Annotated in this window: 19 protein-coding genes; 11 read left to right on the top strand and 8 right to left on the bottom strand. The window is 71.6% G+C overall.

Annotation, left to right across the window (positions count from 1 at the left end):
* Window positions 1-43 precede the first annotated feature (43 nt).
* Window positions 44-1,183, bottom strand: a complete 1,140-nt coding sequence (locus ACFY3I_RS25275; protein ID WP_365287608.1) for an aminoglycoside phosphotransferase family protein — start codon at window positions 1,181-1,183, stop codon at window positions 44-46.
* Window positions 1,184-1,449: 266 nt separating this feature from the next.
* Between ACFY3I_RS25275 and ACFY3I_RS25270 the strand changes: the two genes are divergently transcribed.
* The gene (locus ACFY3I_RS25270) at window positions 1,450-2,949 is read left to right on the top strand and encodes a hypothetical protein (RefSeq protein ID WP_390862873.1); all 1,500 of its coding nucleotides are present in this window, start codon (window positions 1,450-1,452) and stop codon (window positions 2,947-2,949) included.
* Window positions 2,950-3,014: 65 nt separating this feature from the next.
* Here ACFY3I_RS25270 and ACFY3I_RS25265 read toward each other — a convergent pair whose 3' ends face one another.
* Window positions 3,015-4,442, bottom strand: coding sequence for a SpoIIE family protein phosphatase (locus tag ACFY3I_RS25265; RefSeq protein WP_390862871.1), 1,428 nt, complete (start codon window positions 4,440-4,442; stop codon window positions 3,015-3,017).
* A 348-nt stretch (window positions 4,443-4,790) separates the two neighbouring features.
* Here ACFY3I_RS25265 and ACFY3I_RS25260 point away from each other — a divergent pair, with 348 nt between their 5' ends.
* Together ACFY3I_RS25260 and ACFY3I_RS25255 are read left to right on the top strand one after the other, a co-directional pair.
* Entirely contained in the window at window positions 4,791-5,204 is a 414-nt protein-coding gene (locus ACFY3I_RS25260) for an SsgA family sporulation/cell division regulator (protein WP_390862869.1), read from the top strand.
* 140 nt (window positions 5,205-5,344) lie between these two features.
* On the top strand, window positions 5,345-7,372 hold the full coding sequence (locus ACFY3I_RS25255) for a phosphocholine-specific phospholipase C (RefSeq protein ID WP_390862868.1): 2,028 nt from the start codon (window positions 5,345-5,347) through the stop codon (window positions 7,370-7,372).
* On the opposite strand, the gene ACFY3I_RS25250 is transcribed toward ACFY3I_RS25255, so the two are convergent.
* Together ACFY3I_RS25250 and ACFY3I_RS25245 are read right to left on the bottom strand one after the other, a co-directional pair.
* On the bottom strand, window positions 7,362-8,390 hold the full coding sequence (locus tag ACFY3I_RS25250) for a Gfo/Idh/MocA family protein (RefSeq protein WP_390862866.1): 1,029 nt from the start codon (window positions 8,388-8,390) through the stop codon (window positions 7,362-7,364). The two genes, ACFY3I_RS25255 and ACFY3I_RS25250, sit on opposite strands and share 11 nt — an antisense overlap.
* A gap of 64 nt (window positions 8,391-8,454) precedes the next feature.
* Window positions 8,455-9,549, bottom strand: a complete 1,095-nt coding sequence (locus ACFY3I_RS25245; RefSeq protein ID WP_365287620.1) for a chemotaxis protein — start codon at window positions 9,547-9,549, stop codon at window positions 8,455-8,457.
* Window positions 9,550-9,665: 116 nt separating this feature from the next.
* Here ACFY3I_RS25245 and ACFY3I_RS25240 point away from each other — a divergent pair, with 116 nt between their 5' ends.
* From ACFY3I_RS25240 to asnB, 3 genes are all read left to right on the top strand, one after another.
* A complete protein-coding gene (locus ACFY3I_RS25240; RefSeq protein ID WP_365287622.1) occupies window positions 9,666-10,016 on the top strand; it encodes a hypothetical protein in 351 nt (116 codons plus the stop codon).
* A gap of 90 nt (window positions 10,017-10,106) precedes the next feature.
* Window positions 10,107-10,886 (top strand): alpha/beta fold hydrolase, encoded by a 780-nt coding sequence (locus ACFY3I_RS25235; protein ID WP_390862864.1) that lies wholly within the window; start codon window positions 10,107-10,109, stop codon window positions 10,884-10,886.
* A 334-nt stretch (window positions 10,887-11,220) separates the two neighbouring features.
* Window positions 11,221-13,059 carry an asparagine synthase (glutamine-hydrolyzing) gene (asnB, locus tag ACFY3I_RS25230; protein ID WP_390862862.1) on the top strand — a complete coding sequence of 613 codons (1,839 nt, stop codon included), beginning with the start codon at window positions 11,221-11,223 and terminating at the stop codon, window positions 13,057-13,059.
* A gap of 3 nt (window positions 13,060-13,062) precedes the next feature.
* On the opposite strand, the gene ACFY3I_RS25225 is transcribed toward asnB, so the two are convergent.
* Window positions 13,063-14,676 carry an alpha/beta hydrolase gene (locus ACFY3I_RS25225; RefSeq protein ID WP_390862860.1) on the bottom strand — a complete coding sequence of 538 codons (1,614 nt, stop codon included), beginning with the start codon at window positions 14,674-14,676 and terminating at the stop codon, window positions 13,063-13,065.
* Window positions 14,677-14,950: 274 nt separating this feature from the next.
* On the opposite strand from ACFY3I_RS25225, the gene ACFY3I_RS25220 reads away from it, so the two are divergent.
* Both ACFY3I_RS25220 and ACFY3I_RS25215 read left to right on the top strand, forming a co-directional pair.
* Window positions 14,951-15,679, top strand: coding sequence for a chaplin (locus tag ACFY3I_RS25220; protein WP_390862859.1), 729 nt, complete (start codon window positions 14,951-14,953; stop codon window positions 15,677-15,679).
* A 279-nt stretch (window positions 15,680-15,958) separates the two neighbouring features.
* Window positions 15,959-16,813 (top strand): GNAT family N-acetyltransferase, encoded by an 855-nt coding sequence (locus ACFY3I_RS25215; RefSeq protein ID WP_390862857.1) that lies wholly within the window; start codon window positions 15,959-15,961, stop codon window positions 16,811-16,813.
* Between the two features lie 163 nt (window positions 16,814-16,976).
* On the opposite strand, the gene ACFY3I_RS25210 is transcribed toward ACFY3I_RS25215, so the two are convergent.
* Window positions 16,977-17,237 carry a GlsB/YeaQ/YmgE family stress response membrane protein gene (locus ACFY3I_RS25210; RefSeq protein ID WP_365287634.1) on the bottom strand — a complete coding sequence of 87 codons (261 nt, stop codon included), beginning with the start codon at window positions 17,235-17,237 and terminating at the stop codon, window positions 16,977-16,979.
* A gap of 216 nt (window positions 17,238-17,453) precedes the next feature.
* Here ACFY3I_RS25210 and ACFY3I_RS25205 point away from each other — a divergent pair, with 216 nt between their 5' ends.
* Window positions 17,454-18,881, top strand: coding sequence for a hydrolase (locus ACFY3I_RS25205; RefSeq protein ID WP_390862855.1), 1,428 nt, complete (start codon window positions 17,454-17,456; stop codon window positions 18,879-18,881).
* On the opposite strand, the gene ACFY3I_RS25200 is transcribed toward ACFY3I_RS25205, so the two are convergent.
* Window positions 18,868-21,615, bottom strand: coding sequence for a sugar-binding domain-containing protein (locus ACFY3I_RS25200; protein WP_390862853.1), 2,748 nt, complete (start codon window positions 21,613-21,615; stop codon window positions 18,868-18,870). The genes ACFY3I_RS25205 and ACFY3I_RS25200 overlap by 14 nt on opposite strands.
* Window positions 21,616-21,786: 171 nt before the next feature.
* Window positions 21,787-22,974, bottom strand: coding sequence for an ROK family protein (locus ACFY3I_RS25195; protein WP_390862851.1), 1,188 nt, complete (start codon window positions 22,972-22,974; stop codon window positions 21,787-21,789).
* 140 nt (window positions 22,975-23,114) lie between these two features.
* On the opposite strand from ACFY3I_RS25195, the gene ACFY3I_RS25190 reads away from it, so the two are divergent.
* The gene (locus ACFY3I_RS25190) at window positions 23,115-24,584 is read left to right on the top strand and encodes an APC family permease (RefSeq protein WP_390862849.1); all 1,470 of its coding nucleotides are present in this window, start codon (window positions 23,115-23,117) and stop codon (window positions 24,582-24,584) included.
* Between the two features lie 207 nt (window positions 24,585-24,791).
* Complete coding sequence (locus ACFY3I_RS25185) at window positions 24,792-25,559, top strand: ArsR/SmtB family transcription factor (RefSeq protein ID WP_390862847.1); 768 nt, start codon at window positions 24,792-24,794, stop codon at window positions 25,557-25,559.
* Window positions 25,560-25,628 lie beyond the last annotated feature (69 nt).

Below are 25,628 nucleotides of genomic sequence, written 5' to 3'. Positions count from 1 at the left end.
CGGTGCGCGGCTGCCCTGAGCGCACCGCGGATTCCCGTCCCCGTCAGCGAGTGCCGACCGCCGCGCGCACGGCCCGGCGGGCCAGCTGGCAGTCGTCGTGCAGCCGCCGGAGCAGCAGCCGCTGTTCCTCGCCGGTCGGCGCGGCACTCGGATGGGCCGTACCGGGTGCCGCCGGGGTCGCGTCGTGCATCGAACGCTGCACGGCGGTTTCGTAGGTCCGGATCTCCCGGGTGAGGACCAGCATCAGGTTCACCAGGAAGGCGTCCCGGGACGCCGGGCCCGCCGACTGGGCGATCTGGCTGATCTGACGACGCGCCACGGGGGCGTCCGCCAGGACCGACCAGAGCGTCGCCAGGTCGTAACCCGGCAGGTACCAGCCCGCGTGCTCCCAGTCCACCAGCACCGGACCGGCCGGCGACAGCAGGATGTTCGACAGCAGGGCGTCGCCGTGGCAGAACTGGCCCATCCCCTGCCGGCCCGCGGCGAGGGCGATGCCGTGCAGCAGCTTCTGCAGGTCACCCATGTCCCGGTCGGTGAGCAGACCCAGCTCGTGGTAGCGGGAGATGCGGGCGGCATAGTCCACCGGGGCGTCGAAGGTGCCGGCCGGCGGCCGCCATGCGTTGAGCCGGCAGATCGCGCCCAGCGCGGCCCGGATGTCCGCCCGGGGCGGAGCCTCCGCCGGGTGCCGCTGCACCGCCGCCACCCGGCCCGGCATCCGCTCGATGACCAGCGTGCAGTTGTCCGGGTCCGCCGCGATCAGCCGCGGCACCCGGATCGGCGGCCGGTGCCGGACGAACGAGCGGTATGCGGCTATTTCGTGGCGGATCCGCTCCGCCCAGGCGGGGGAGTGGTCCAGTAGGCACTTGGCCACGGCCGTGCTGCGCCCCGTCGTCCCGACGAGGATCACGGACCGTCCGGAGCGCCGCAGCACCTGCACCGGAGCGAACTCCGGGCAGATCCGGTGCACCGACGCGATCGCGGTGCGCAGCTGCGCGCCCTGCGGCCCGGACAGGTCGAGCCTGCCGCTGAGCGGTTGGCTGCCGGGAACCGCGGCGCGCCGCGGCCGGCCAACGACCGGTACGGCGGCCCCGGTCCGTGCGGGGTCGAGATAGGGTCCGCTGCCCGCCGGGCGGGGGCGCAGCGTCCGGGGCGGAGCGGACACGGAGGACGATGCTGCGTACATGGGCGATACAGATCCCTTCGTGTACCTGCGATGCCTGCCTGAGAAGTCCTGCGAGAGGTCCTCGGCGCCCACCCGTCCCGGCCGCCCGGACACGCCCTGGGGAGTGTGTCCGTCCAGTGGCGACCGGGGCGGGGTGGCGCTTTCCTACCTGACACCCGTCGCCCAGTGGCACACCATCTGGCGCACCCTGGCGAACCGTGGCGAATAGTCGCCCGGCAACTTGCACGGGGCTACTGTCAACTCAGCCGAGAACCTGGGGGCTTGACGTGAGCGGACAATCCAACACCCGTCTCTCGGACCTGTTCGGCCTGGCCGGCTGGTCCAAGGGCGAACTCGCGAGGCTGGTCAACCGGCAGGCGGCGGCCATGGGCCACCCCCAGCTGTCGACCGACACCTCGAGGGTGCGGCGGTGGATCGACACGGGAGAGATCCCGCGTGATCCGGTGCCGCGGGTGCTGGCGGTCCTGTTCACCGAGCGTCTCGGCCGTGTCGTGACCATCGAGGACCTCGGTCTGGTACGGCACGGGCGTACGGGAAAACGGCCGGACGGCGGGAGTTCTGAACATCCCGACGGCATGCCGTGGGCGCCCGAACGAACCGCCGCGGTCCTCACCGAATTCACGGGAATGGACCTCATGCTCAACCGACGCGGCTTGGTGGGCGCGGGTGCCGCGCTCACCGCGGGATCCGTACTCAGCAGCGCCATGTACGACTGGCTGCACACCGACCCCACCCTGAAGGCCGACGCCCCCGCCCTCGACGACCCCCTGCACGCCGACCCCGCTGGGTTCGACCGCTACGAGGCCGCCCCCATCGGATCCGAGGAGATCGAGGAACTGGAGCGCTCCGTCGAGGTGTTCCGGGCCTGGGACGCGTCCCGCGGTGGCGGGCTGCAGCGCAAGGCCGTGGTGGGACAGCTCAACGAGGTGGGCGGCATGCTCGCCTACCGTCACCCCGACCATCTCCAGCGGCGCCTGTGGGGCGTCGCCGCCAACCTCGCCGTGCTCGCGGGCTGGATGTCGCACGACATCGGTCTGGAGCCCACGGCTCAGAAGTACTTCGTCATCGCCGCCCACGCGGCCCGTGAGGGCGGTGACCGGCCGCGCGCCGGGGAGGCGCTCTCCCGAGCGGCTCGCCAGATGGTGCACATCGGCCGGCCCGACGAGGCACTCGACCTGATGAAACTGGCCCAGTCGGGCTCGGGCCAGGAGGTGCTGCCGCGCACCCAGGCGATGTTCCACACCGTCGAGGCGTGGGCCCAGGCGTCGATGGGCAAGGGCCAGGCGATGCGGCGCACCCTCGGCCAGGCGGAGACTCTGTTCGTCTCGGACCGCGGCGACGTGCCGCCACCGAGCTGGATGCAGATGTTCAACGAGGCGGACCTGTACGGCATGCAGGCCCTGGCCTACCGCACCCTGGCCGAGCACGACCCGAGCGCCGCCGTGCACGCCCGGCACTACGCCGAGAAGGCGCTGGCGCTGCGGGCCGACAGCAAGCAGGAGCGGTCGAAGATCTTCGACTTCCTCTCCATGGCCTCCGCCTGCTTCATCGCGGACGACCCCGAACAGGCGGGTCACTACGCGCGACTGGCCCTGGTGTCGATGGGGTCGAACTCCTCCCACCGCACCTGGGACCGGCTGCGCCAGATGTACCGGCTCACCGCCGAGTACTCCGGCTACCCGAGGATCCAGGACCTGCGGGACGAAATCAAGATCGCCCTGCCCAAGCCCAGGAACAGGGGGACGAACGGCAGCGCACAGGCGTAGCGGGCCCGTGCGCGCCCTTGCCCGAAGGTTGGTACAAGAGGTTGTACAGGTGGCTGCCGCCGCCCTTATTCACTCACTCTGGCGATGAGCACGCAGGCCTCGTCCTCGCGTTCGGACTCGCCGAACTCCTCGATCACGGCCCCGACACAGTCCTGGGCGGTGGGTGCCGCCCCGAACCGCGGGGACAGGCCGAGGAGACGGTCCAGGGAGTCGGCCGCGCTGTGCCCGGGCAACAGCCCGTCGGTGTGCAGCAGGAGCAGGTCACCCGGTTCCAGGGTCACTTCGGCCTGCCCGTATCCGGCTCCCGAGGTGGCGCCGAGCAGGACGCCGTCCGGCGCGCTCAGCACGCATCCCGTCCCGTCGCGGAACAGCAGCGGGGCGGGGTGCCCGGCCTGTGCCCAGGACAGGGCGCGGGTCTCGGGGCGGTAGCGGCAGCAGACGGCGCTGCCCAGAGCGGGCTGCACGGTGGCGTCGAGCAACTGGTTGAGCATGGTCATGAGTTGCCCCGGCTGTGCACCGGCCATGGCCATCCCGCGCACGGCGCCCAGCAGCATCGTCATGCCCGAGGCGACGGCGACCCCGTGCCCGGTGAGGTCGCCGACGCTGAGCAGTGTGTCCCCGTCGGACAGGTCGAGCGCGTCGTACCAGTCGCCGCCCGGCAGGCTGCCGCTGCCGGAGGGCAGGTGGCGGGCGGCGACGTCGAGGACGCCCGGGCCCCGGCGGGGCATGCGCAGGGCACCGCGCCCCGGCGCCGGCGCGGCCTCCCGCGGTTCGGCCGCGGTCCGCGCGGCACGCTCGCCCCGGCGCCGGCCGGGCATCGAGTCGCGGGTCTCGCGCACCGTGCGCTGGCTGCGGCGCAGTTCGCTGACATCCCGCAGTACCGCCCACATGGAGGCGGTGCTGCCGTCGCCGCCGAGCACGGGCTCGCCCATCATGTGCACGGTCCGTACGTGTCCGTCGGACCGCTGGACGCGGAACTCGCCGTCGATCGGCTGGGCGTCGACCAGGCAGGCGGTGACCATCGCGGTCAGTCCGGGCCGGTCGTCGTCCAGGACCAGGGCGGGCAGTTCGTCGAGGGTGAGGGCGGGGGCGGCCGGGTCGCGACCGAGGATCTGGTAGAGCTCGCCGGACCAGCTCGCCTCGTCCGTGAGGAGGTTCCACTCCGCGCTGCCGACCCGGCTGAGCAGTGCCCCGTGCGGGAGGTCGGCCGGCGCGGACCGGCCGGCGGGCCCGGTCTCCGGGTCCGGCGCGGGTGGCGCGGGGCCGTCCCGCAGCTGGGCCAGGTGCTCGTCCAGGTCGTTGAGCTGATGGAGCGCCAGGTCGTACAGTGCGCGCTGCCAGCGGTCCCGGGGGTCCGAACCGTCGCCGCGGGTGTCCCGTCGCACGGCGTCCACGTCGCCCCTGAGCCGCCTTGTCTGCGATATCAACGCCTCGACCGAGCCGCGCCCGGGCGGCTGGGCGGCGGGGCGGTCCGCGGAGACATGGGACGGCATGACGCACTCCGATGCGGGGACTGTGGGGCCGGAACGGGCGGGGGACCGGTTACGACTGTTGCACAGCCCGCGACGCCTCGTAAGGGATTTGGCAACACCCGATACGGTGGTGCTTCTGGCATATGCCAGAGTCTTCACGGGCTGGTGGACCGCTATGAAAGACGTACGCGGACGGGTGGGGCAAGACGTAGGCGGACTACGCGAGTTGAACTATTTTCAGGAGTTTTCGCGTCGCGCTCGGGCGGTTGTTCGACGCGTCGGCGGGCACAGTGTCGGCGTCTCGGCCAACCACCGCAACTCTGTCCGGATTTCGCGTCATGCGAGAGGCACCTGTGGAGTCCTACAGGCATGGACATCACTTTCGAGCAACCCGCCCGCGCCCGGCTGATCACCGCCGAGGACCAGGAGGTCCCGGTGCCCGCCACGCTCCGGTACACCTCAGGTGATCCGCTCGCCGTGTTCGTCGACTTCCCCGCGGAGGTCACCCTCGGCGGGGAGGAGGTGACCTGGACGTTCGCCCGCTCCCTGCTGGACCAGGGTCTCGATGTCCCCGCCGGACGCGGGGACGTGCACATCTGGCCCTGCGGCCGGGGCCGTACCGCCGTGGAGTTCCATTCACCGCACGGGCTCGCCCTGCTCCAGTTCGACACCCAGGCGCTCGTGCGATTCCTGCAGCGCAGCCACGAGGTGGTGGCGCCGGGGGAGGAGGACGTCGAGGCGGTCGTGGAACGGGGTCTGAGCGCGCTGTTCGGGGGCGTGTGAGCCCGGTCCGGCACTGCCGGCGGCAACTTTGAATGTTGTTCACTCCCGCCTCACCGCCGCGGACCGGAGCCGGACGGCTGCCCCGTGCACCCTGGCGCGCGGTGTGCCACAGGGGCACACCCGTGACGAGGACGGGGCGAATGACACCGATCAGCCGAAGAGGCTTCGTGGGGCTGGGCGCATCCGTGGCGGCGGGCATGGCGGTCGGCGCCACCGGCGCGCGGACGGCGGCCGCGGCCCAGGACGCGGCGACCGGCACGATCTCGGACGTACGGCACGTGGTCGTCCTGATGCAGGAGAACCGCAGCTTCGACCACTACTTCGGCCGCCTCAAGGGCGTCCGCGGCTTCGCGGACCGCAGTGGAATCACCCTCGGCGGCGGCTACCCGGTCTTCAACCAGCCCAACGGCACGGGCCGCCAGTATCCCTGGAAGCTCAGCGCCACCCCCGCCGCCGGCGGCCACGACGGCGAGACCCTGGCGCAGTGCAACGGAGACCTGCCGCACTCCTGGTCCTCCCAGCACTCCGCCTGGAACAAGGGCCGCCTCGACAACTGGGTCGCGGGAGTCGGCAACGTGCGGTCCCTCGGCTACCTCGACCGCTCCGACATCCCCTTCCACTACGCGCTCGCCGACAACTACACGATCTGCGACGCGTACTTCTGCTCCACCCTCAGCGCCACCGGCCCCAACCGCACCTACCTGTGGAGCGGCAAGGTCGACCCCGCGAGCTACGACGGCGGCGACGAGTCCGGGCTGACCTGGCAGAACTACGCCGAGGCCCTGCAGAACGCCGGAGTGACCTGGAAGGTCTACCAGAACGCCCAGGACAACTACGGCGACAACGGCTGCGCCTACTTCAAGAACTTCGCCGCCGCGAAGGCGGGCAGCCCGCTGTACGACCGGGGCATGGCCTCGGTCCCGAAGGTGACGGGCTCCACCCCCGACGACATCGCCGCCGCCATCAAGGCCGACGTCCTCGCGGGCACCCTTCCGCAGGTCTCCTGGGTGGTCGCCAACCAGGCCTTCTCCGAGCACCCCTACGCACCGCCCGGCGACGGCGCCCACTTCGTCAGCCTGGTCTACCAGGCCCTCGCCGCCGACCCGGACGTCTTCGACTCGACGGTCCTGTTCCTCAACTACGACGAGAACGACGGCTTCTTCGACCACGTGCCACCCCCGGCGCCGCCCGCCGGCACGGCCGGCGAGTTCCTCAACGGGGTGCCCTACGGGTTCGGTTTCCGCGTCCCGATGATCGTCGTCTCACCCTGGACGCGCGGCGGCTGGGTCTCCTCCGAGGTCTTCGAACACACCTCGGTGCTGCGCTTCCTGGAGACCTGGACCACGGCCATCGGCAAGCCCGCCAAGTGCCCCAACATCAGCGACTGGCGGCGCTCGGTGAGCGGCGACCTGACCGGTGTCTTCGACTTCGCCAACCCGGTCACCGGCGCGGTCTCCCTGCCCACGACCGGCGTCATCGGCCTCTCCACCTGCGGTCCGCTGCCCAACCCGGTGCCCACCACCAACGCCCTGCCCGCCCAGGAGTCCGGCACCCGCCCGGCCCGCGCGCTGCCCTACCAGCCCAACGGATACCTGGACCACCTGGAGTTCGGGACCGGAGGCAAGGTCCTCGCCTGGTTCACCATGGCCAACCAGGGCACCGCGGCCACCCGGGCGGCGCACTTCTCGATCCACCCGAACGCCTACCGGGACACCACCCCCTGGCAGTACACGGTGACCGCGGGCGGCACCGCGACCGACTCCTTCAACATCGGTACCGGGTACGGCGCCGGCAAGTACGACCTGAGCATGGTCGGCCCCAACCGCTTCCTGCGCCGCTTCCAGGGCGACGCCACCAAGGCGGGCAAGTCGGCCGAGGTGAGCACCCATTACACCGTGGAGCCGGGCACCGGCAAACTCGCCGTCTGGTTCAGGATGACCAACTCGGGTTCCACATCGGTAAAGTTCACCATCACGTCGAACAACTACCGCACCGACGGCCCCTGGACCTACCAGGTTGCCGCCGGTGGCTCGACCGAGGACTACTTCAACGCCGTCGCCTACCAGAACGGCTGGTACGACTTCACGGTCACCGTGGACTCCGACGCGACCTGGTCGCGCCGGTTCACCGGCCATCTGGAGACGGGTTCCGCGAGCGTCAGCGGCTGACGTCCGGTGCGTACAGGTCCGGGCGCGGGGCGAGTGCGACGGTCGTACGGCCGCCGGACTCCAGCGCCCGGACCCCCGCCTCGGCCACCACGGAGGACGCGTACCCGTCCCAGACGCTCGGCCCGGTGACCCGGCCCTGCCGGGTGGCGTCCACCCAGGACTGCACCTCCCGGTCGTAGGCGTCGGCGAACCGCACCAGATAGTCCTGGGGCACCTCCTCGCGGGCCGCGCCCGCCGAGGTGACCAGCATGGTGTGGTCCTCGCCGATCCGGGCGCTGCCCCGCTCGCAGACCGCCTCGCAGCGCACCTGGTAGCCGAATCCGCAGTTGACGAAGGCCTCGACGTCGACCAGGGCGCCGCCGTCGGTCTCGAAGAGGACCAGCTGCGGGTCGAGCAGTCCCTCGGGAGCCCCCGCGGAGGGCCGGGGCCGCAGCACGGTCACCGCGGTCAGCTCCTGGCCGAGCAGCCAGCGGGCCGCGTCGATCTCGTGCGAGACCGAGCTGTTGACGATCATGGCGCTGGTGAAGCCGGGCGGCGAGGACACGTTGCGGTGGGTGCAGTGCAGCATGAGGGGCCGGCCGAGACCGCCGCCGTCCAGCAGCGCCTTCAGACGCCGGTACTCGGCGTCGTAACGGCGCATGAACCCGATCTGCGCCAGTCTGCGGCCGAGTCCGGCTTCGGCCTCCACGACCCGGAGCGCGCCGGTGGAGTCCGGCACCATGGGCTTCTCGCACAGCACCGGCAGTCCGCGGGCGAAGGCGGCGAGCAGCGGCTCCTCGTGGGCCGGGCCGGGCGAGGCGATCAGTACCGCCTCGACACCGGGGGCGTCCAGGACGGCCAGCGGATCGGCGTGGACGGTGACCCCGTCCAGACCGGCCACCGCCTCCTTGGCGCGGTCCAGGTCCGGGTCAGCGACAGCCGCCACCCGCGCGCCGCTCACCACCCGGTCGAGCCGTCGTATGTGGTCGGCACCCATGTGTCCAGCACCTAGTACCGCGACGCCAAGCAGCTCAGCCACACCCACACTCCCTCTCGGCCGACGATCACGTAGAGCGTAGACGCCGGCCGGAGGGGTGGGTCCGTCAGTACCGCAGCACCCCGGCGATGCCGTTCTCGTCGTCCAGGGTTCCGTCCGGGACGAAGCGGACGTCGGCACCGGTCTCCAGGCACTGCTCCACGATCTCGTCCACGATGTCGTCGCGGGCGTCGAGGTCGCCGTTGGCGGCCGGGACCAGGTGGTCGCCGTCGTCGCGCACGGTCGTGCGGTAGTTCTCCTCGACCGCCAGGAGCCGGACGCGGCCCTCGCGGGCGCTCTGCCAGACCTCGTCGACACCGGCCGCGAACGTCCTGCGACCGCGCGCCGACTCCAGTTCCCTGGTCACCGACGCGGTGCTGCGCCGGGAGTCGGCGGCCAGCAGCGGCTGGATCACCTGCCACACGGCCTCCGGACCGGCGTGCGTGAGGCCGCCGTGCTGCACGGGGATGGTGTACCGGGCGGCGTTGCCGAACTCCTCCCACAGGGACAGCGCGGCCTGCTCGCCGGTGACGTAGAGGCGCCGGGGCTCCTCCCGGAGCAGCGCGGCCATCACGGTGTCCGCGTCCCGCAGGAAGCGCTTGGTGTCCTCGTCGCGGAAGGTGCTCGGCATGTCGCCGATGCGCTGCAGCCGTTCGGCGTCGAAGTTCTCCTGACTCCGGGACATCGGGAAGCCGCCGGCCCGGCTCTCGGTGACCCGGTCGACCCCGCCGTTCCACAGCGTGACGCGGTCGGCCGAGATCGACAGCACCCAGAACGGCCGTTCGGCGGCCTGGGCGGAGACCAGGTTGCGGGTGAGGAAGGTGTCCGAGAGCACCACGCGCTCGGGCACGCTGCGGGCCAGCGACCACACCTGGTGCTCACCGGGCGCGGCGAAGATGACCAGACCGTCCTCGGCGTGCGCCAGGTCGATCTCGGCGAGGGCGCGGTCGAGCTGGTCGAAGACGTCGCTGCGCCGCTCCCGGGTGACCGCGGGATCGGTCTCCAGCTGCTTCTTCGCCTCGGCCACGACGTTGCGCAGCCGGACGGGATCCTGGGCGTTGTCGGGCCCGCGACGGTGCGTGGGGGTCAGCACCGAGACGGCGGGGTAGGGGCGCGGGCGGCGCAGCTCGGCGAGGGTCGAAGGACTGAGTGCGTGCTCCATATCAGCACCATAGGGCCGATTGACCATTGCGGCATTTGGGGTAATCAACCCCATGTGGTTCACCCGGTGGGAGGTACCGGGCGGGACGCGCGAGGTGAGTGGTGGAGGTGGGTGCGATGGCCCGGCTGACCGTCGACGGCGACGAGGTCGTCGTCCGTCTGGGCGGGCGGGAGCGGCTGCTCGCGCACCGCCGCGTGCTCAGGGTGCCGCTCTCGCAGGTGCGCGGCGCCTCGGTGGAGCCCGACTGGTGGCGGGTGCTGCGCGGCGAGCCGCATCCCGGTCACTTCCGGCCCGACCGGTTCTGCGTCGGTGCCTGGTGGTATCCGGGGGGCCGGGACTTCGTGGCCGTCCACGGACACGGACCGGTCGTCCTGGTCGACCTGGAGCCGTCCGCGCCCTTCGCGCGGCTCGCGGTGTCCACCGACGACGCGGAGGCCGCCGTGGCGGCCATCGGGCGCGCACCGTGACCGTGTTGAGGCCGGCCTTCCGGTGACGGCGGCCGTGGCGTCCGGTTACCGTACCCGGCAGTAACCGGATCACGCCCCAGGAGGCCCCCCATGCCGCAGCTCGAAGTCGACGGAGCGGCGCTGACGTACGACGACGAGGGCCCTCGGGACGGCGCCGCCGCGCCCCTGGTGTTCATCCACGGCTGGACCGCCGACCGGCACCGCTGGGACCACCAGATGGCGCACTTCGGCGCGGACCGCCGGGTGATCCGCCTCGATCTGCGCGGCCACGGAGACAGCACAGGGGCGGGAGTGGGGACGATCGCCGAACTCGCGCAGGACGTTGTCGCGCTGCTCGACCGTCTCGGGGTGGATCGTTTCGTCCCCGTCGGTCACTCCATGGGCGGGATGATCTCGCAGACCCTCGCCCTCGGCCATCCCGAGCGGGTCGAGCGCATGGTGCTGGTCAACTCCATCGGCCGGATGACCTACAGCCGTGGCCGCGGACTGCTGATGGCGGCCTCCACCCTGGTGCCCTTCAGGCTGTTCGTCGCGGCCAACATCCAGCGCGCCTTCGCCCCCGGCTTTCCGCGCGAGCGGATCCGGGAGTACGTCCGGACCTCCGCCGGCACCCCGAAGGAGGTGGTGATGACGCTGTACGGCGCCATGCGGGCCTTCGACGTCCTGGACCGGGCCGGGGAGATCACCGCGCCCACCCTGATGGTGCACGGATACCACGACGTCCAGCTGCCGGTCGGGCAGATGCTGCGGATGGCCAAGGCCTACCCGGATGCCGAGGTCCGGATCATCGACGCGGGCCACGAGCTCCCCGTGGAGCGGCCGGCCGAGCTGACGGCGGCGCTGGACCGGTTCGTGACGGCGTCCGCGTAGCGCGCGGAGGGGCCGCCGCGACGGCGGTGGCGGACCGGCGCCCCGGGTGGAAACCGGGGCGCCGGTTCCGTTTGGGGAACATTTTGCAGTTGGCCGGTTCCGGGTGGGCGAGGCCCGGTGTGGCGCGGGATCGCGGGCCTCGCGCGGGCAAAGCGCGGCCGAAAGGGCGAGGCGGGGCGGCCGTCCGTGTTACGTCCAGGTTGACCGTGCCGGAGTGCGGGAGCACGCTCGGTATATAGGTGCTGAATACAAGTGGTTCGCTCGGGCAATCGGCTTCGCCGTGGAACCGCAGGTGGCACGTGTTGCCCGGCAGACCGGCAGCAGGAGGTAACGCATGTGTGGCATCACCGGCTGGGTCTCCTTCGACCGTGACCTCACCACCGAGACGCGCGCATTGGATGCGATGACGGAGACCATGGCCTGCCGGGGCCCCGACGACCGGGGCACCTGGAGCGAGGGCCACGCCGCCCTGGGCCACCGCCGGCTCGCGATCATCGACCTGCCCGGCGGCCGCCAGCCCATGACCGTCCGCACCCCGGACGGAACCGTCGCCATGGTGTACTCCGGCGAGGCCTACAACTTCACCGAACTGCGCCGCGAACTCGTCGCCCGTGGACACGAGTTCACCACCGACTCCGACACCGAGGTGGTCCTGCGCGGCTATCTGGAGTGGGGCGACACGGTCGCCGAACGGCTGAACGGCATGTACGCCTTCGCGATCTGGGACGGCCGCCACGACAAGCTCGTGATGATCCGCGACCGCATGGGCATCAAGCCGTTCTACCTGTACCCGACCCCGGACGGCGTGCTGTTCGGCTCCGAGCCGAAGGCGATCCTGGCCAATCCGCTGGTCCGCCCCCGGGTCGGACTCGACGGACTGCGCGAGCTGTTCACCATGGTCAAGACCCCCGGACACGCCGTCTGGGACGGCATGCGCGAGGTGGAACCCGGCACCGTCGTCACCGTCGACCGCCACGGACCGCGCACCCGGACCTACTGGCGGCTGGAGACCCGCGCCCACACCGACGACCGTGACACCACCGTCGCCACCGTCCGTGAACTCCTCGACGACATCGTGCGCCGCCAGCTGGTCGCCGACGTGCCCCGCTGCACCCTGCTCTCCGGCGGCCTCGACTCCTCCGCGATGACCGCCCTGGCCGCCCGGCAACTCGCCGTGCAGGGCGAGAAGGTCCGCAGTTTCGCGGTCGACTTCGTCGGCCAGACCGACAACTTCGTCGCCGACGAACTGCGCGGCACCCCCGACACGCCCTTCGTGCACGACGTGGCCCGGCTCGCCCGCACCGACCACCAGGACATCGTCCTGGACGTGAACAGCCTCGCCGACCCCGCCGTCCGCGAGCGGGTGATCCGGGCCCGCGACATGCCGGCCGGGTTCGGGGACATGGACGCCTCGCTCCTGCTGCTCTTCCGCTCCGTCCGCGACCAGTCCACCGTCGCGCTGTCGGGGGAGTCCGCGGACGAGGTGTTCGGCGGCTACCTGCAGTTCTTCGACGAGAACGCCCGCAACGCCGACACCTTCCCCTGGCTCTCCATGGCCGGCCGTCACTTCGGCGAGGACACCGAGGTCCTGCGCCCCGACCTCGTCAAGTCCCTGGACCTGGACACGTACATCGCCGACGGCTACCGCTCCGCCGTCACCGGAGTCCAACGCCTCGACGGGGAGAGCGACTTCGAGTTCACCATGCGCCGGATGAGCTATCTGCACCTCACCCGCTTCGTGCGCATGCTGCTGGACCGCAAGGACCGGATGAGCATGGCGGTCGGCCTGGAGGTCCGGGTGCCGTTCTGCGACCACCGGCTCGTCGAGTACGTCTACAACGCGCCCTGGGCCCTGAAGTCCTTCGACGGCAGGGAGAAGACCCTGCTGCGGGAGGCCACCCGGGACGTCCTCCCGCGGTCCGTGTACGACCGGGTCAAGAGCCCCTACCCGTCGACCCAGGACCCGGAGTACGGCCGGGCCCTCCAGGGCCAGGTCATGGACCTGCTGGCGCGGCCCGGCCACCCGGTCTTCGACCTCGTCGACCGCGAGAAGGCGGACCGAGCGGCGCACCGGACCGGGCTCGGCAGCCAGAGCGCCCGGCGCGGCCTGGAACGCACCCTCGACCTGGCCCACTGGCTCGACCTGTACGCCCCCGAACTCACCCTGGCCTGAGGGTCAGTCCGACGGGCCGGTGCCGGTGCCCCGGCCGTCGTCCGCCGGGCAGGAACTGCCGTCGGCCGGCACCGTGCCGTACAGCAGGAAGTCGTCGACCTTGCCGTGCACGCACCTGGAGGTGGTGTACCCCGTGTGGCCGTCGCTCCGGTTGTCCAGCACCACGGCCGACGGCCCGAGCCGCTTCGCGGTCTCGACCGCCCAGCGGTACGGCGTCGCCGGGTCGCCGCGCGTGCCGACCAGCAGGATCGGAGCCGTCGAGACGTTCTTCACCTCGTCGCGGATGAAGTCCGTGCCGCGGGGCCGGCCGTAGCACAGCAGCATCTGGGTGAGCCGGGACCGGCCGAAGACCGGGGAGGCCTGCTGGTACTCCTCGCCGAGCCGGCCGACGTCCTCGGTGATCCGCCGTGCGTCCGGCCGGTCGGGGTCGTCGGCGCAGTTGATCGCCATCAGGGCGGCCGACAGGTTGTCCACGGGGATGTCGGCGCTGCCGGCCGGCCCGCTGCCGCGCCGCTGTCCCACGGGCAGGGCGACGCCGCCGGACGCGATGTTCTGCACCCCCCTGGTGTCCCCGTCCTCCATCAGCGAGGCGAGCGCCCGTTCCAGCGTCGACCACGAGTCCCTGCTGTACAGCGCCTGACCGATGGCGCCCACCAGGTCCTGACCGGAGAAGGGGCCGCCGAAGTCGGAGGGCACCGGGTTCTCGTCCAGCGAGCGCACCAGCGTCACCACGGCGTCCCCCGCCTTGCGCCGGTCCTGGCCGAACGGACACCCCTGGTCGGCCACGCACCAGTCGAGGAAGTCGTCGAGGGCCGTCTGCTGTCCCTGGGCACCCGCCACGCCCTGTTCGGCCAGTGACTCGGTCAGCGTGTCCACGCCGTCCAGGACCATCCGGCCGACCTTGTGCGGGAACTGCGCCGCGTACACCGCGCCGAGCCTGGTGCCGTAGGAGAAGCCGAGGTAGTTCAGCTCGCTGTCACCGAGGGACTGGCGGATGACGTCCAGGTCCCGGGAGGCGTTCACGGTGCCTATGTGGGACAGCACCGGCCCCGAGTGTTCGGTGCACCGCGCCGTCAACTGCTGGAGGACCTTCATCAGGGCCTGCGGATGCGCGATGTCGGGCATCTTGTCGGTGCTCGTGCCGTCCGAGGCGGCCTCGAGGCCGTCGCCGCAGCTGACGGGGGAGGAGCGGCCCACCCCGCGCGGGTCGAAGCCGACCACGTCGTAGCCGTTGGTCAGGCTCATGAAGTCCTTGCCGGCGAGGCCGAGCCCGCTGACGCCCGAGCCGCCGGGGCCCCCGAAGTTCAGCAGCACCGAGCCCCGGGACTTCCCGGTGGCCCGGTAGCGGGACAGCGCCAGGTCGACGGTGCCCTGGGCCGGTTTCGCGTAGTCGAGCGGCACCGTCACCTTGGCGCACTGCATGTCCTTGGGCAGTGCCGCGTCCGCGCACGCCGTCCAGTGGGCCCGCTGCCGGTAGAAGCGGCTCAGGTCCGGTTCCGGGCCGTTCGCGGACCCGTTCGCGGCCGTCGGAAGGCCCGCTCCGAGCAGGGCCAGCGCGACGGCTCCCACGCCGGCGCATCGACGCACGGCGGGCCGGGTCCGGGGCATGGCCGGCATCGAAGGCCTCCAGGGATGCTCCGTGGCGGACCGGAATCAGGGCTTTCGCTCACCATAGGCGGGTACCGACGGGCCCGCCTCCCGGCGGCCGGGCCGGGGTGCCGTAACCTGCGACGATCACCGACTTCGGGCCCCTTACCGCGTTTTGCTCCGGGTTCGATATCGATGTCACCCGATGGGGTGAAATATGGATAAGCCATAACTCGCCCGGTGCGGCCGCGGTTTAGACGGTGCGGGCGAGCGCCCGCGACAATGTCTGGAAGGCAGGGAACCTATGAAACGGGTTACCCGAAACGGTGTGATCGCCGTCGCCGCCGCCTCCGGTGCGATGGCCGTTGCGGGCCCGGCCTGGGCCGACTCGGGCGCGGACGGTACTGCGGCCGGTTCGCCCGGAGTGATCTCCGGCAACGGTATTCAGCTTCCGGTGCACGTCCCGGTGAACGTGTGCGGGAACACCGTGAACGTGGTGGGACTCCTGAACCCGGCGGCCGGCAACTCCTGTGCGAACGAGGGTGGCGGCGCCGGTGCCGGCAAGTCCGGCGGCTCGTCCGCGACCGGCGGGAGCGCAGGCGTCGGCGCCGGTGACGGCAAGTCGGGCGGATCCGGCGCGACCGGCGGCGCGTCCGCGCGGGGCGCCGAGGAGGACTCGCCCGGAGTGCTCTCCGGCAACGGCATCCAGTTGCCGGTCGACCTCCCGGTGAACGTGAGCGGCAACAGCGTGAACGTGGTCGGGGCACTCAATCCGGCCATCGGCAACACCTCGGTGAACACCTCCGGCGACCAGCCGAGCCCGCCGGAGACCCCGGAGCCGACGCCCCCGGCGCCGGAGCCCACCCCGACCCCGGTCAGGACGCACCCGAAGCCCGCCCCCGAACCGGTCGCGACGTCCTCGCTCGCCCACACCGGGACGGACCTCACGGCCGCGGCCGCCGCGGGCAGCGCGGCGCTGCTGCTCGCCGGAACCGTTCTGCACCGGCGTTTCCGGCCGGACCGCACGCGCTGACCCTCCGGAGTCGCCGCCGAGGCGGCTCGCCGGGAGCCGTACCCGCGGGCCCCACCGGACCCCGACCGGTGGGGCCCGCGCCGTGCGCGCGTCCCGGCGGGCCATCCCGCCGGGACGTCGGCCGGGTCACCCCGCGGGGACGTCGGCCGGGTCACCCCGCGGGGGCTTTCGGACGGCCTGAACCCGTCGTGGTGCCGGGCCCGGTGATCGGGAAGGATGCTGTGGGCGCGGCGCCGCTCGCCGTGCCCGTCCGCCCCCCCGCCCGAACGGAGCCCGTCGATGCCCTCCCCGGCCCCCCAGGACCTCGTCGTCACCCAGGCCACGTCCGACGACTGGCCGGTGGTCCGCGACTGGGCCGTGGGCGAGGGCTGGAATCCAGGGCCGGCCGATCTCCACGCCTTCTTCGCCCAGGACCCCGACGGTTTCTTCATCGGCCGCGTCGACGGCGTACCGGTGTCGGCCGTCTCCGTCGTCCGCTACGACGCGGACTACGCCTTCCTGGGCTGGTACCTGGTCCGCCCCGGCCTGCGCGGACAGGGACACGGCCTCGCCACCTGGAAGACCGCGCTCGCCCACGCCGGCACCCGCACGGTCGGCCTCGACGGAGTGGTGGCCCAGCAGGACAACTACCGCCGGTCGGGCTTCGAACCGGCCTACCGCACCACCCGGTTCACGGGTCCGGCCCCGGTCGCCGAGATCCCGGCGGGCGTCCGTCCGGCGCGCGCGGCCGACCTGCCGGCCGTCACGGCGTACGACAGTGCCTGCTTCCCGGCGGACCGGCCGCGGTTCGTGGCCGCCTGGCTGACCACCACCGGTCACCGGGCCTTCGTCCGCCACGTGGGCGACCGTCTCACCGGCTACGGTGTGATCCGTCCCGGCCACGAATGCCTGCGCGTCGGCCCCCTGTTCGCCGACACCGCCGAGGACGCCCGCGCCCTGTTCACCGCCCTGCTGGCGGAGGCGTCCGGCCGCCGGGTCGCCGTCGACGTGCCCGGGACCAGCCCGGCGGGCGTGGCCCTCGCCGAGGAGGCGGGGTTCAGCCCCTCCTTCGAGACCGCCCGGATGTACACGGGCCCGGTCCGCGAACACGCTCTGGAGCGGGTCTTCGGAGTGACCACGCTCGAACTCGGCTGAGCCGGCCCGCGACGGGGCGCCCCCTGACCGGGACGGCGACGGCGGGGTGTCGCGTGCCTGGTCCGCGCAACGGCCGCGGGGCGACCGCGGGGAGTTCTCCCGCGGTCGCCCCGGAGTGCTGCGGCCGTCTCCGCCACGGTCCCACCGCCGCGGACCGGCGGGTTCACCGGCGGCGGCTCCGGTCGAGTGCCGCGATTCCCAGCGCCGCCAGCGCGATCTGGATGAACCACTCGATCCAGTCGGGCCCCTTGGTGTCGGCCACGCCGAAGCCGGCCGCGATCGCCGAGCCCAGCAGTGCCGCCACGATGCCGACCACGATGGTCAGCACGATACCGATGTGCTGGCGGCCGGGGACGACCAGGCGCCCCAGCACACCGATGATGATTCCGATGATGATGGCACTGATGATGCCCGAGATCTCCATGTCCGCCCCTCTTCGTCGGTGCCCCGCTGCTGTCAAATCTGCCCGCTCAACGCGTGGGCAGTCCCCTCCGGTTGTTACAGCGGTTTTCTGTTCACCGATCCGACATGCCATGTACCTTTCAAGGAGTCGACGCGTGTAGAAATCTCAACCACGTTCTACGCGCGAAGAGTTGGCGCCCCCACCGCCGTCACCCCACCCCTCACGGAGGTTCGCCGGATGTTCGGATCCAGCAGATCCCGCCACAGAATCACCACCGCCCTTGCCGGGTTCACCCTGTTCGCCAGCGCAGCCGCCCTCCAGGTCGGCACCGCGGCGGCCCCCGCCCACGCGGCCACCACCTACCGCGTCCTGTTCGACGACGGCCATGCCGAGGAGGCCGGCAACGCGGACTGGATCATCTCCACCAGCAAGCCCGACCCGCTCTCCCAGGACTCCACCCCCTCCTCGGAGACGGACTGGACCGGAGCCCTCTCGTCCTGGGGCGTCGCCCTCCAGAAGACCGGCAGCTACAGCCTGAAGACCGCCACCGGCGCGCTGACGTACGGCGGTTCGTCGACCACCGACCTGTCGAAGTTCGACGCGCTGGTGCTCCCGGAGCCCAACACGCTGTTCACGACCGCCGAGAAGACGGCCATCATGAACTTCGTGAAGAACGGCGGCGGCCTGTTCATGGTCTCCGACCACACCGGCGCCGACCGCAACAACGACGGCGAGGACGCCGTCGAGATCTTCAACGACCTGATGACGAACAACAGCGTCGACTCGACCGACCCGTTCGGCTTCTCGATCGACACGCTCGACATCAGCTCCGGCTACCCGGCCGCGATCAGCGACAGCACCAACCCGGTCCTGCACGGCTCCTTCGGCACCGTCACCAAGAGCCTGATCGCCGACGGCACCACGGCGACCCTGAAGCCGTCGGACAACTCCGCCGTCAAGGGCCTGGTCTACCGCAGCGGTTACTCCGGCAACACCGGTGCCTTCTTCGCCACCAGCACCTTCGGCAGCGGCCGCGTCGCCTTCTGGGGCGACAGCTCCCCGATCGACGACGGCACCGGCCAGTCCGGCAACACGCTCTACGACGGCTGGAACGACACCGGCGCCACCAACGCGGCCCTCGCCCTGAACGCCACCGCCTGGCTCGCCGGGGGCGGCACCAGCGGCGGCGGGGGAGGCGGTGGCGGCGGCACCTGCACCGCCGCCCAGCTGCTGGGCAACCCCGGCTTCGAGTCCGGCAACACCACCTGGACCGGCAGCAGCGGGGTCATCACCAACTCCAGCGGGGAGGCCGCCCGCACCGGCTCCTACAAGGCCTGGCTCGACGGCTACGGATCGGCCCACACCGACACGCTGTCCCAGTCGGTGACCATCCCGTCCGGCTGCTCCGCGACGCTCAGCTTCTACCTGCACGTGGACACCGCGGAGACCACCACCAGCACCGCCTACGACAAACTGACGGTGACCGCCGGATCCACCACCCTGGCCACGTACTCCAACCTCAACGCGGCCTCCGGATACGTCCTGAAGAGCTTCGACGTGTCCTCCCTGGCCGGCACCACGGCCACCGTCAAGTTCTCCGGCGTGGAGGGATCGACCCTCCAGACGTCCTTCGTGCTCGACGACACCGCGCTCAACGTGAGCTGAGCGGGACGGACGGTTCCGGCGATCCCGCCGGAACCGTCCGCTCCACCGCGTTCCAGCCGGAGACCCGCACCCGGGGCTCCGAGCCGTGCAGGTCGGCGGTGCGGTAGGTGGCGGTCAGGGTCGCCGACTCGCCCGGCCACAGGCTCACCTCGTTGTCCGACCAGCGCACCGGCAGCACCGGTGCGCCGTCCGCGTCGACCAGATGGACGTCCGTGAGCAGCGCCGGGGTGCTGCCCGTGCCCGCGTTGCGGACCGTCACCGTGGTGGTCGACGTGCCGTCCGCCGCCGTGGTCGACGCCGCCGCCGTCACCGGCACCTGGGCCATCGACGCCAGCCCCTTCAGGTCCGCGTAGCCCGTCGTCGGGGTGTGCCACCAGTCGGTCTTCGCCCAGTCGAGGGTGTCCGCCTTGGTGGAGAGCCAGTAGACGTTGCGGCTCACCTCCCGGCCGGTCGCGTCGGTCAGCACCAGCCGCGCCAGGTAGGTGGAGGGCAGCCCGCTCACCGACGCCGGCACGGTGAGCGCGGTGGTGTGCGCGCCGTCGCCCTCGACCGAGAGGCCGGTGACCGTCCTGTCGTACCGCTGCGTGCCGTCCGGGTCGAAGAGGGTCACCCGTGCGGTGAGGCCGGAGGCGGCGGCGGGCCGGTTGTTCACCACGGCCACCGTCCGGTCGTCGTAGGAGTACTGGACGTGCAGCGGTTCGTTGGCCTTCTTCGCGCCGAAGTAGGCGCCGCCCTGGTCGAGGTAACGGTCCATCAGCTGCCAGTGCAGCGACGTCCAGCCGCTGTTGAACATCCAGTAGACGACCCCCGTGGACGGCATCGCGGCGTCGGTCTGGTTGCGCCCGTACGCCTCGTACTGGGCACGGACGTTCTCGTACTGGGCGAGCTGCGCCTTGCGGACGTAGTCGGTGAGGCTCTTCGGGGCGCCGTACCGGCCGGTGAGGGCGTCGTCGTAGACCTTGAGGGTGCCGAAGACCGGGGACGGGGAGCGGTGGTACTGCTTGAGGTCCGGGTTCTTCCAGAGGGTGTCCAGCTCGGCCGGGGTCATCATCCGGCGCAGCGTGTCCAGGGTGGGGATGTCCGGGCCCGCGCTGGTCTCGGAGTTGAAGCCGGTGGCGCCGCCCTCCCGCTTGGCGTACCAGTAGTTCGGCGGGATCCAGTCGTAGGGCCCGGTCATCTTCATTCCCGAACTGCCCAGCTGGGGAGCCGACTTGTCGGAGGCCGCGGGTACCACCGGGACGGCCCAGTCGGCGGCGGCCAGGGCGTCCAGATAGCCCTTCTCGATCTTCGCGTCGGGCGCGGCGTCGCTGCCGACCAGGAAGGAGATCACGCTCGGGTGGTCACGCAGCCGGGCAGCCTCGGCGGCCATCGAGGCCTTTGCGACCGGGTAGTCGGCGGCGGTCCACTTCTCGCCGCTCTCGCCGCTGTTGGTCTGCCCCTCCCACTTGTCGCAGCACTCCCAGCCGGGCAGGGTGAGGACGCCGAGACGGTCGGCGAGGTCGAAGAACTCGTCGGGCTCGATGTGCCCTTCCAGCCGGATGGAGTTGAGGCCCAGGTCCACGGCGTACCTGAGGCGGTCCTCGGCATAGGTGCGGTCCCAGCGCAGGAACTCGTCCGGTGACCAGCCGCCGCCCTTGACCAGCAGCCGGCGGCCGTTGACCGAGTACTGGCGGGCACCGTCGGAGTTCAGCGGGGCCCGGACGTCCCGGATGCCGAAGGTCTCGTGGGCGGTGTCCGAAGCCGTGCCGGCGACGGAGGCGGTGAGACCGAGGTCGTAGAGCGGTTGGCCGCCCATGGCCGCGGGCCACCACACCTTCGGGGAGGTCAGGTGCAGCCCCGGGGTGTCGGCCGGGCTGAAGGTGACGGTCCTGGTCTGGTGGGCCGCGAGCTCGACCGACCTGGTGAGGGTCACCCCGGCGACGGTTCCGGAGACCTCGGTGGTCACCGGCGCGTCCGAGTCGTTGCGGACCTGCGCCTTCACCGTCAGGTCGGCCGTCGCAAGGGACGGGACCGCGAGCCGTGTCACCACGTGCGCGTCGCGCAGCGCGACCGGGCCGCCGCGCCGGACCAGGACGTCACGGACGATGCCCATGTTCTGGTCCGGCGGGGGCTGGAGCCAGTCGAGCCATCCCATGGTGAGGTTCTTGTTCGGGTCGTTGGGCCGGACACGGAAGGCGACCGTGTTCGTGCCGGCCTTGATCAGCGAGGTGACGTCCAGCTCGTGCCGGGTGTAGGCGCCGGTGACGTCGGCGGTGGTGGCGACCTGGCGGCCGTTCACGTACACGTCGGCCGCCGAGATCACCCCGCTGAAATCCAGGTAGGTGCGGTGCGAGGGGTCGGCGACCGTGAAGTCGCTGCGGTACCACCAGGGGACCTGGAAGGGCGACTTGGGGATCTTCTGCAGGTTGGTGGAGACGAAGGGGTCGTCGTAGACGCCGTCGGCCAGCAGCGCGGCGAGGACCGTGGAGCGGGGTCCCGCCGGATACCAGCCCTGCGTCGGGTAGCCGGGCGAGGAGACCTCCGCCGCGGAGTCGCCCACCTCTGCCGTCGACCGGATCGCGTAGCCCGACAGCGGGGTCCCGGACCCGGCGGTGGACGGCACACGGGTGATCCGCCCGGGCCCGTGGGCCGGGTCGCGGGCCCCGGCCCAGGCGCTGGTGTTGAGTGAACCCAGCAGTCCGAGGGCCAGGGCGGCCGTGGCGAGGCGGTGTCCGGGGGCGCGGCGAGGGAACACGTGGTCTCCAGGCTCGTAAAGTTAGGAAACTTTACTAACCCGGCTCAAGCTAGGGTCCCGAAAGGGCGGTGTCAATCACCGTGGCGTCCGCGCGAGTTGGCGTCGGTGGATTCAGGACGCGGAACAGGACGCGGAACAGGACGCGGAACAGGGCACAGAACAGGACGCGCTTCAGGGCCCGGCGGACCTGCGCTCGAAGACCAGGTCACGGGCGGTGCCGAGGGCCGTGGCCACCGCACCGAGCAGCACCGCGTCCTCGCCGAGCCGGCTGGGCGCGATCTTCGGGCGCAGCGGGGTGAGGGTGCGCAGATGGTCCCGTACCGGACGCAGCAGGAGGTCGACGCTGTGGCCGACCCCGCCGCCGAGGACGACCAGGTCGGGATCGAGCACGGCGGTGGCCGCCGCCACCGTGTGGGCGATCCGCTCGCCCTCCAGACCCACCGCCTCGACGGCGGCGGGATCGCCCTGGCGGGCCGCGTCGAACACGGACTTGGCGGTGAGCTGACCGGTCATCCCGAACCGGCGCGCCGCCTCGACCACGGCCACCCCCGACACCGCGTCCTCCAGCCGCTCCGGCTTGCGCCGCTGCCCGGGCCAGGGCAGGAACCCGATCTCCCCGGCGAGCCCGTGCGCGCCCGTGAACAGCCGCCCGTCGCTGACCACGCCCATCCCCAGACCGGTGCCGATCATGATGTACGCGAACAGCCGGCTGCCCGCCCCGACGCCGTAGGTGTACTCGCCGAGCGCCGCGAGGTTGGCGTCGTTGTGGACCTCCAGCGGGACGCCCAGTTCCTCGTGCATCCGGTCGAACAGCCCGGCGCGGCCCCAGCCCGGCAGGTGCATCGCGTACCGCACCCGCCGCTGCCGCTCGTCGTACACGCCCGGCGTGCCGACCACGCCGTGCACCACCTCGGCCGGATCGACCCCGGAGTTGGCGACCACCTGCCGCGCGGTGGCGACCACCAGGTCGGCCATGGCGTCCGAACCGCGGGCCCGGTTGCGCACGTCGGAGCGGGCGACCAGGGTGCCGTCCAGGTCGGCGACCGCCACCCGCAGCCAGCCGCGGCCCACGTCGACGCCGAGCGCGTACCCGGCCGCCGGGTCGGGGGCGTACAGCACCGCCGTCCGGCCGCGCTCCGGCGCGTGGGTGCCCACCTCGTGGACCAGGCCCGCCGACTCCAGTGCCGCGAGCGCGCTGGACACCGTCGGCTTCGACAGGCCGGTCTCGCGGGCGAGTTGGGCCCGGGAGGCGGAACCGAGCCGGCGCAGCCGCTCCAGCAGCAGTCGCTCGTTGGTGCTGCGCAGTCGCTGCCGGCTCCAGGGCTGTTCCTGCTGCTCTACGACGTCGCTGGCGGCCATCGCACCATTCTCACCGATTCCTGACACATACTTGACGCATCTAGTAAGGCTCCTTAACTTTATCGGCCATCCCGCCGATTCGGCCGCCGTCCGTCCGTCTGCGTCCCGCCACTTCCCCAGCGCCTCGCTCAGGAGCCCTCATGTCCGGTAGTCCCGGTAGTCCCCTCGGTCCTGGTAGCCCGCCCTCCGACGGCGGTTTCGTCCGGCGGGTGGGCCTGTTCCAGGCCACCGCCATCAACATGAGCCAGATGTGCGGCATCGGCCCGTTCGTGACCATCCCGCTGATGGTCTCCGCGTTCGGCGGTCCGCAGGCGGTGATCGGCTTCGTCGCGGGTGCGCTGCTCGCCCTCTGCGACGGTCTCGTCTGGGCCGAGCTCGGCGCCGCGATGCCCGGCTCCGGCGGCAGCTACGTCTACCTGCGCCAGGCCTTCCAGTACCGCACCGGACGCCTCATGCCGTTCCTGTTCGTCTGGACGGCGATGCTCTTCATCCCGCTGATCATGTCCACCGGCGTGGTCGGCTTCGTGCAGTACCTGGGCTATCTCGCCCCCGGCCTCGGGCAGACCTCCGGCGACCTGATCGGGCTCGGCGTCATCGCCCTGGTGGTGCTGCTGCTGTGGCGGGGCATCGAGCACATCGCCCGGATCACCGCCGTGATGTGGACGGTGATGATCGCCTCGGTGGTCCTGGTGATCGTCGCCGCGGCGTCCGACTTCAGCCCGCACCTGGCCTTCACCTACCCGGCGCACGCCTTCGACCTGACCAGCGACCACTTCTGGCTGGGCTTCGCCGCGGGCCTGACCATCGGGATCTACGACTACCTCGGCTACAACACCACCGCCTACATGGGCGCCGAGATCAAGGAGCCCGGCCGCGTCCTGCCGCGCTCCATCCTCTTCTCGATCGTCGGCATCATGGTGATCTACCTGCTGCTCCAGATCGGCACGCTCGGTGTCGTCGACTGGCACCGCATGACGCACGCCGGCGACATCGCCTCGACCTCGGTGGCCTCCGCGGTCCTGGAGGAGACCTGGGGCAAGGGCGCCGCCGACACGGTGACCGTGCTGATCCTGATCACGGCCTTCGCCTCGGTCTTCACCGGCCTGCTCGGCGGCTCGCGGGTGCCCTACGACGCGGCACGCGAGCGGGTCTTCTTCCGCCCCTACGAGAAGCTCCACCCCAGGCACCGCTTCCCGACGCTGGGGCTGGCCACCATGGGTGTGATCACCGCGATCGGCTTCCTGATCGGCCGCCACACCGACCTCGCCACGCTGATCCAGCTGCTCACCACGGTCATGGTGATCGTGCAGGCGCTGGCGCAGATCGTGGCGCTCACGGTGCTGCGCCGCCGCCAGCCGACGCTGAAGCGGCCGTACCGCATGTGGCTCTACCCCCTGCCGAGCATCCTGGCCTTCGTCGGCTGGTGCGTGATCTACGGCTACGCCGACAAGAACTCGCCGGGCCGCCACCCCATCGAGTGGTCCCTGGCCTGGCTCGCCCTCGGCTGCGTCGCGTTCCTGATCTGGGCCCGCCTGGAGAAGGTGTGGCCGTTCGGCCGCAAGGAGATCAGCGAGGAGTACCTGGCGCCCGAGAACCAGGTCGCGGTCTGATCCCTGACGGCCCGTGAGCGTCACCCGGCGTCGACTTCCGCCGGGTGACGCTTTTTTCATGTCCTTCTTCCCGTCCGGCGCCACATCGGCCGACACCGCACGAACCGCCGCCCGTCGTCGTCCGCAGGGTCGTCCATCGTCGTCCGCCTTGACATGCAAGTAACTGCCTGCATAACTTGGAGTGTGCGATCAGAGGGCGACAGCGGGATGGACCAGGTTTTCAGGGCACTGGCGGACGACACGCGCAGGCGGTTGCTGGACCGGCTGCACGAGCAGAACGGCCAGACGCTCGGCGAGTTGTGCGAGCGCATCGCGATGACCCGGCAGTCGGTGACCCAGCACCTGGCCGTCCTGGAGGGCGCGAATCTGATCAGCACGGTGCGGCGGGGGCGGGAGAAGCTGCACTACCTCAACCCCGTGCCGCTCCACGAGATCCAGGAGCGGTGGATCGACAAGTTCGAGCGCCCGCGACTGCGGGCGCTCGGGGAACTGAAGCGACGAGCCGAGGAAGTCATGAGCGAGAAGCCCAGCTATGTGTACGTCACCTATATCGCCGGCACCCCGGAGAAGGTCTGGGACGCACTCACCGACGCCGACCTGACCGCCGCCTACTGGGGGCACTCCAACGTGTCCGACTGGCGTCCCGGCTCACGCTGGGAGCACGTGCGCACCGACGGCTCGGGCATCGCCGACGTGGTCGGCACCGTGGTCGAGAGCGAGCGCCCGACCCGGCTGGTCACCAGCTGGGCGGCGCCGGAGCACGAGGGGGAGCCCGAGCGGCACTCCCGCGTCACCTTCGACATCCAGCCGCACGCGGACATCGTCCGGCTCACCGTGACCCATGAGGACCTGGACGGCGAGGACGAGCTGCGCGCCATCTCCGCCGGGTGGCCGGCGGTGCTGTCCAACCTGAAGTCCCTCGTCGAGACCGGCACTCCGCTGCCCCAGGAACCCTGGCTGGTGCCCGGCCGGTGAACGACACGGCGGGGCCGGTCCGCCGTCACCGGACCGGTCCCGCGTCCTCCCTCCAAAGGGGGAGCTCGG

This window comes from Streptomyces sp. NPDC001068 (assembly GCF_042897315.1).
In the GTDB taxonomy this organism is placed as follows: Bacteria; Actinomycetota; Actinomycetes; order Streptomycetales; family Streptomycetaceae; genus Streptomyces.
The sequence above is the reverse complement of the archived record's forward strand: the minus strand, read 5'-3'. Positions and strand labels throughout refer to the sequence as shown.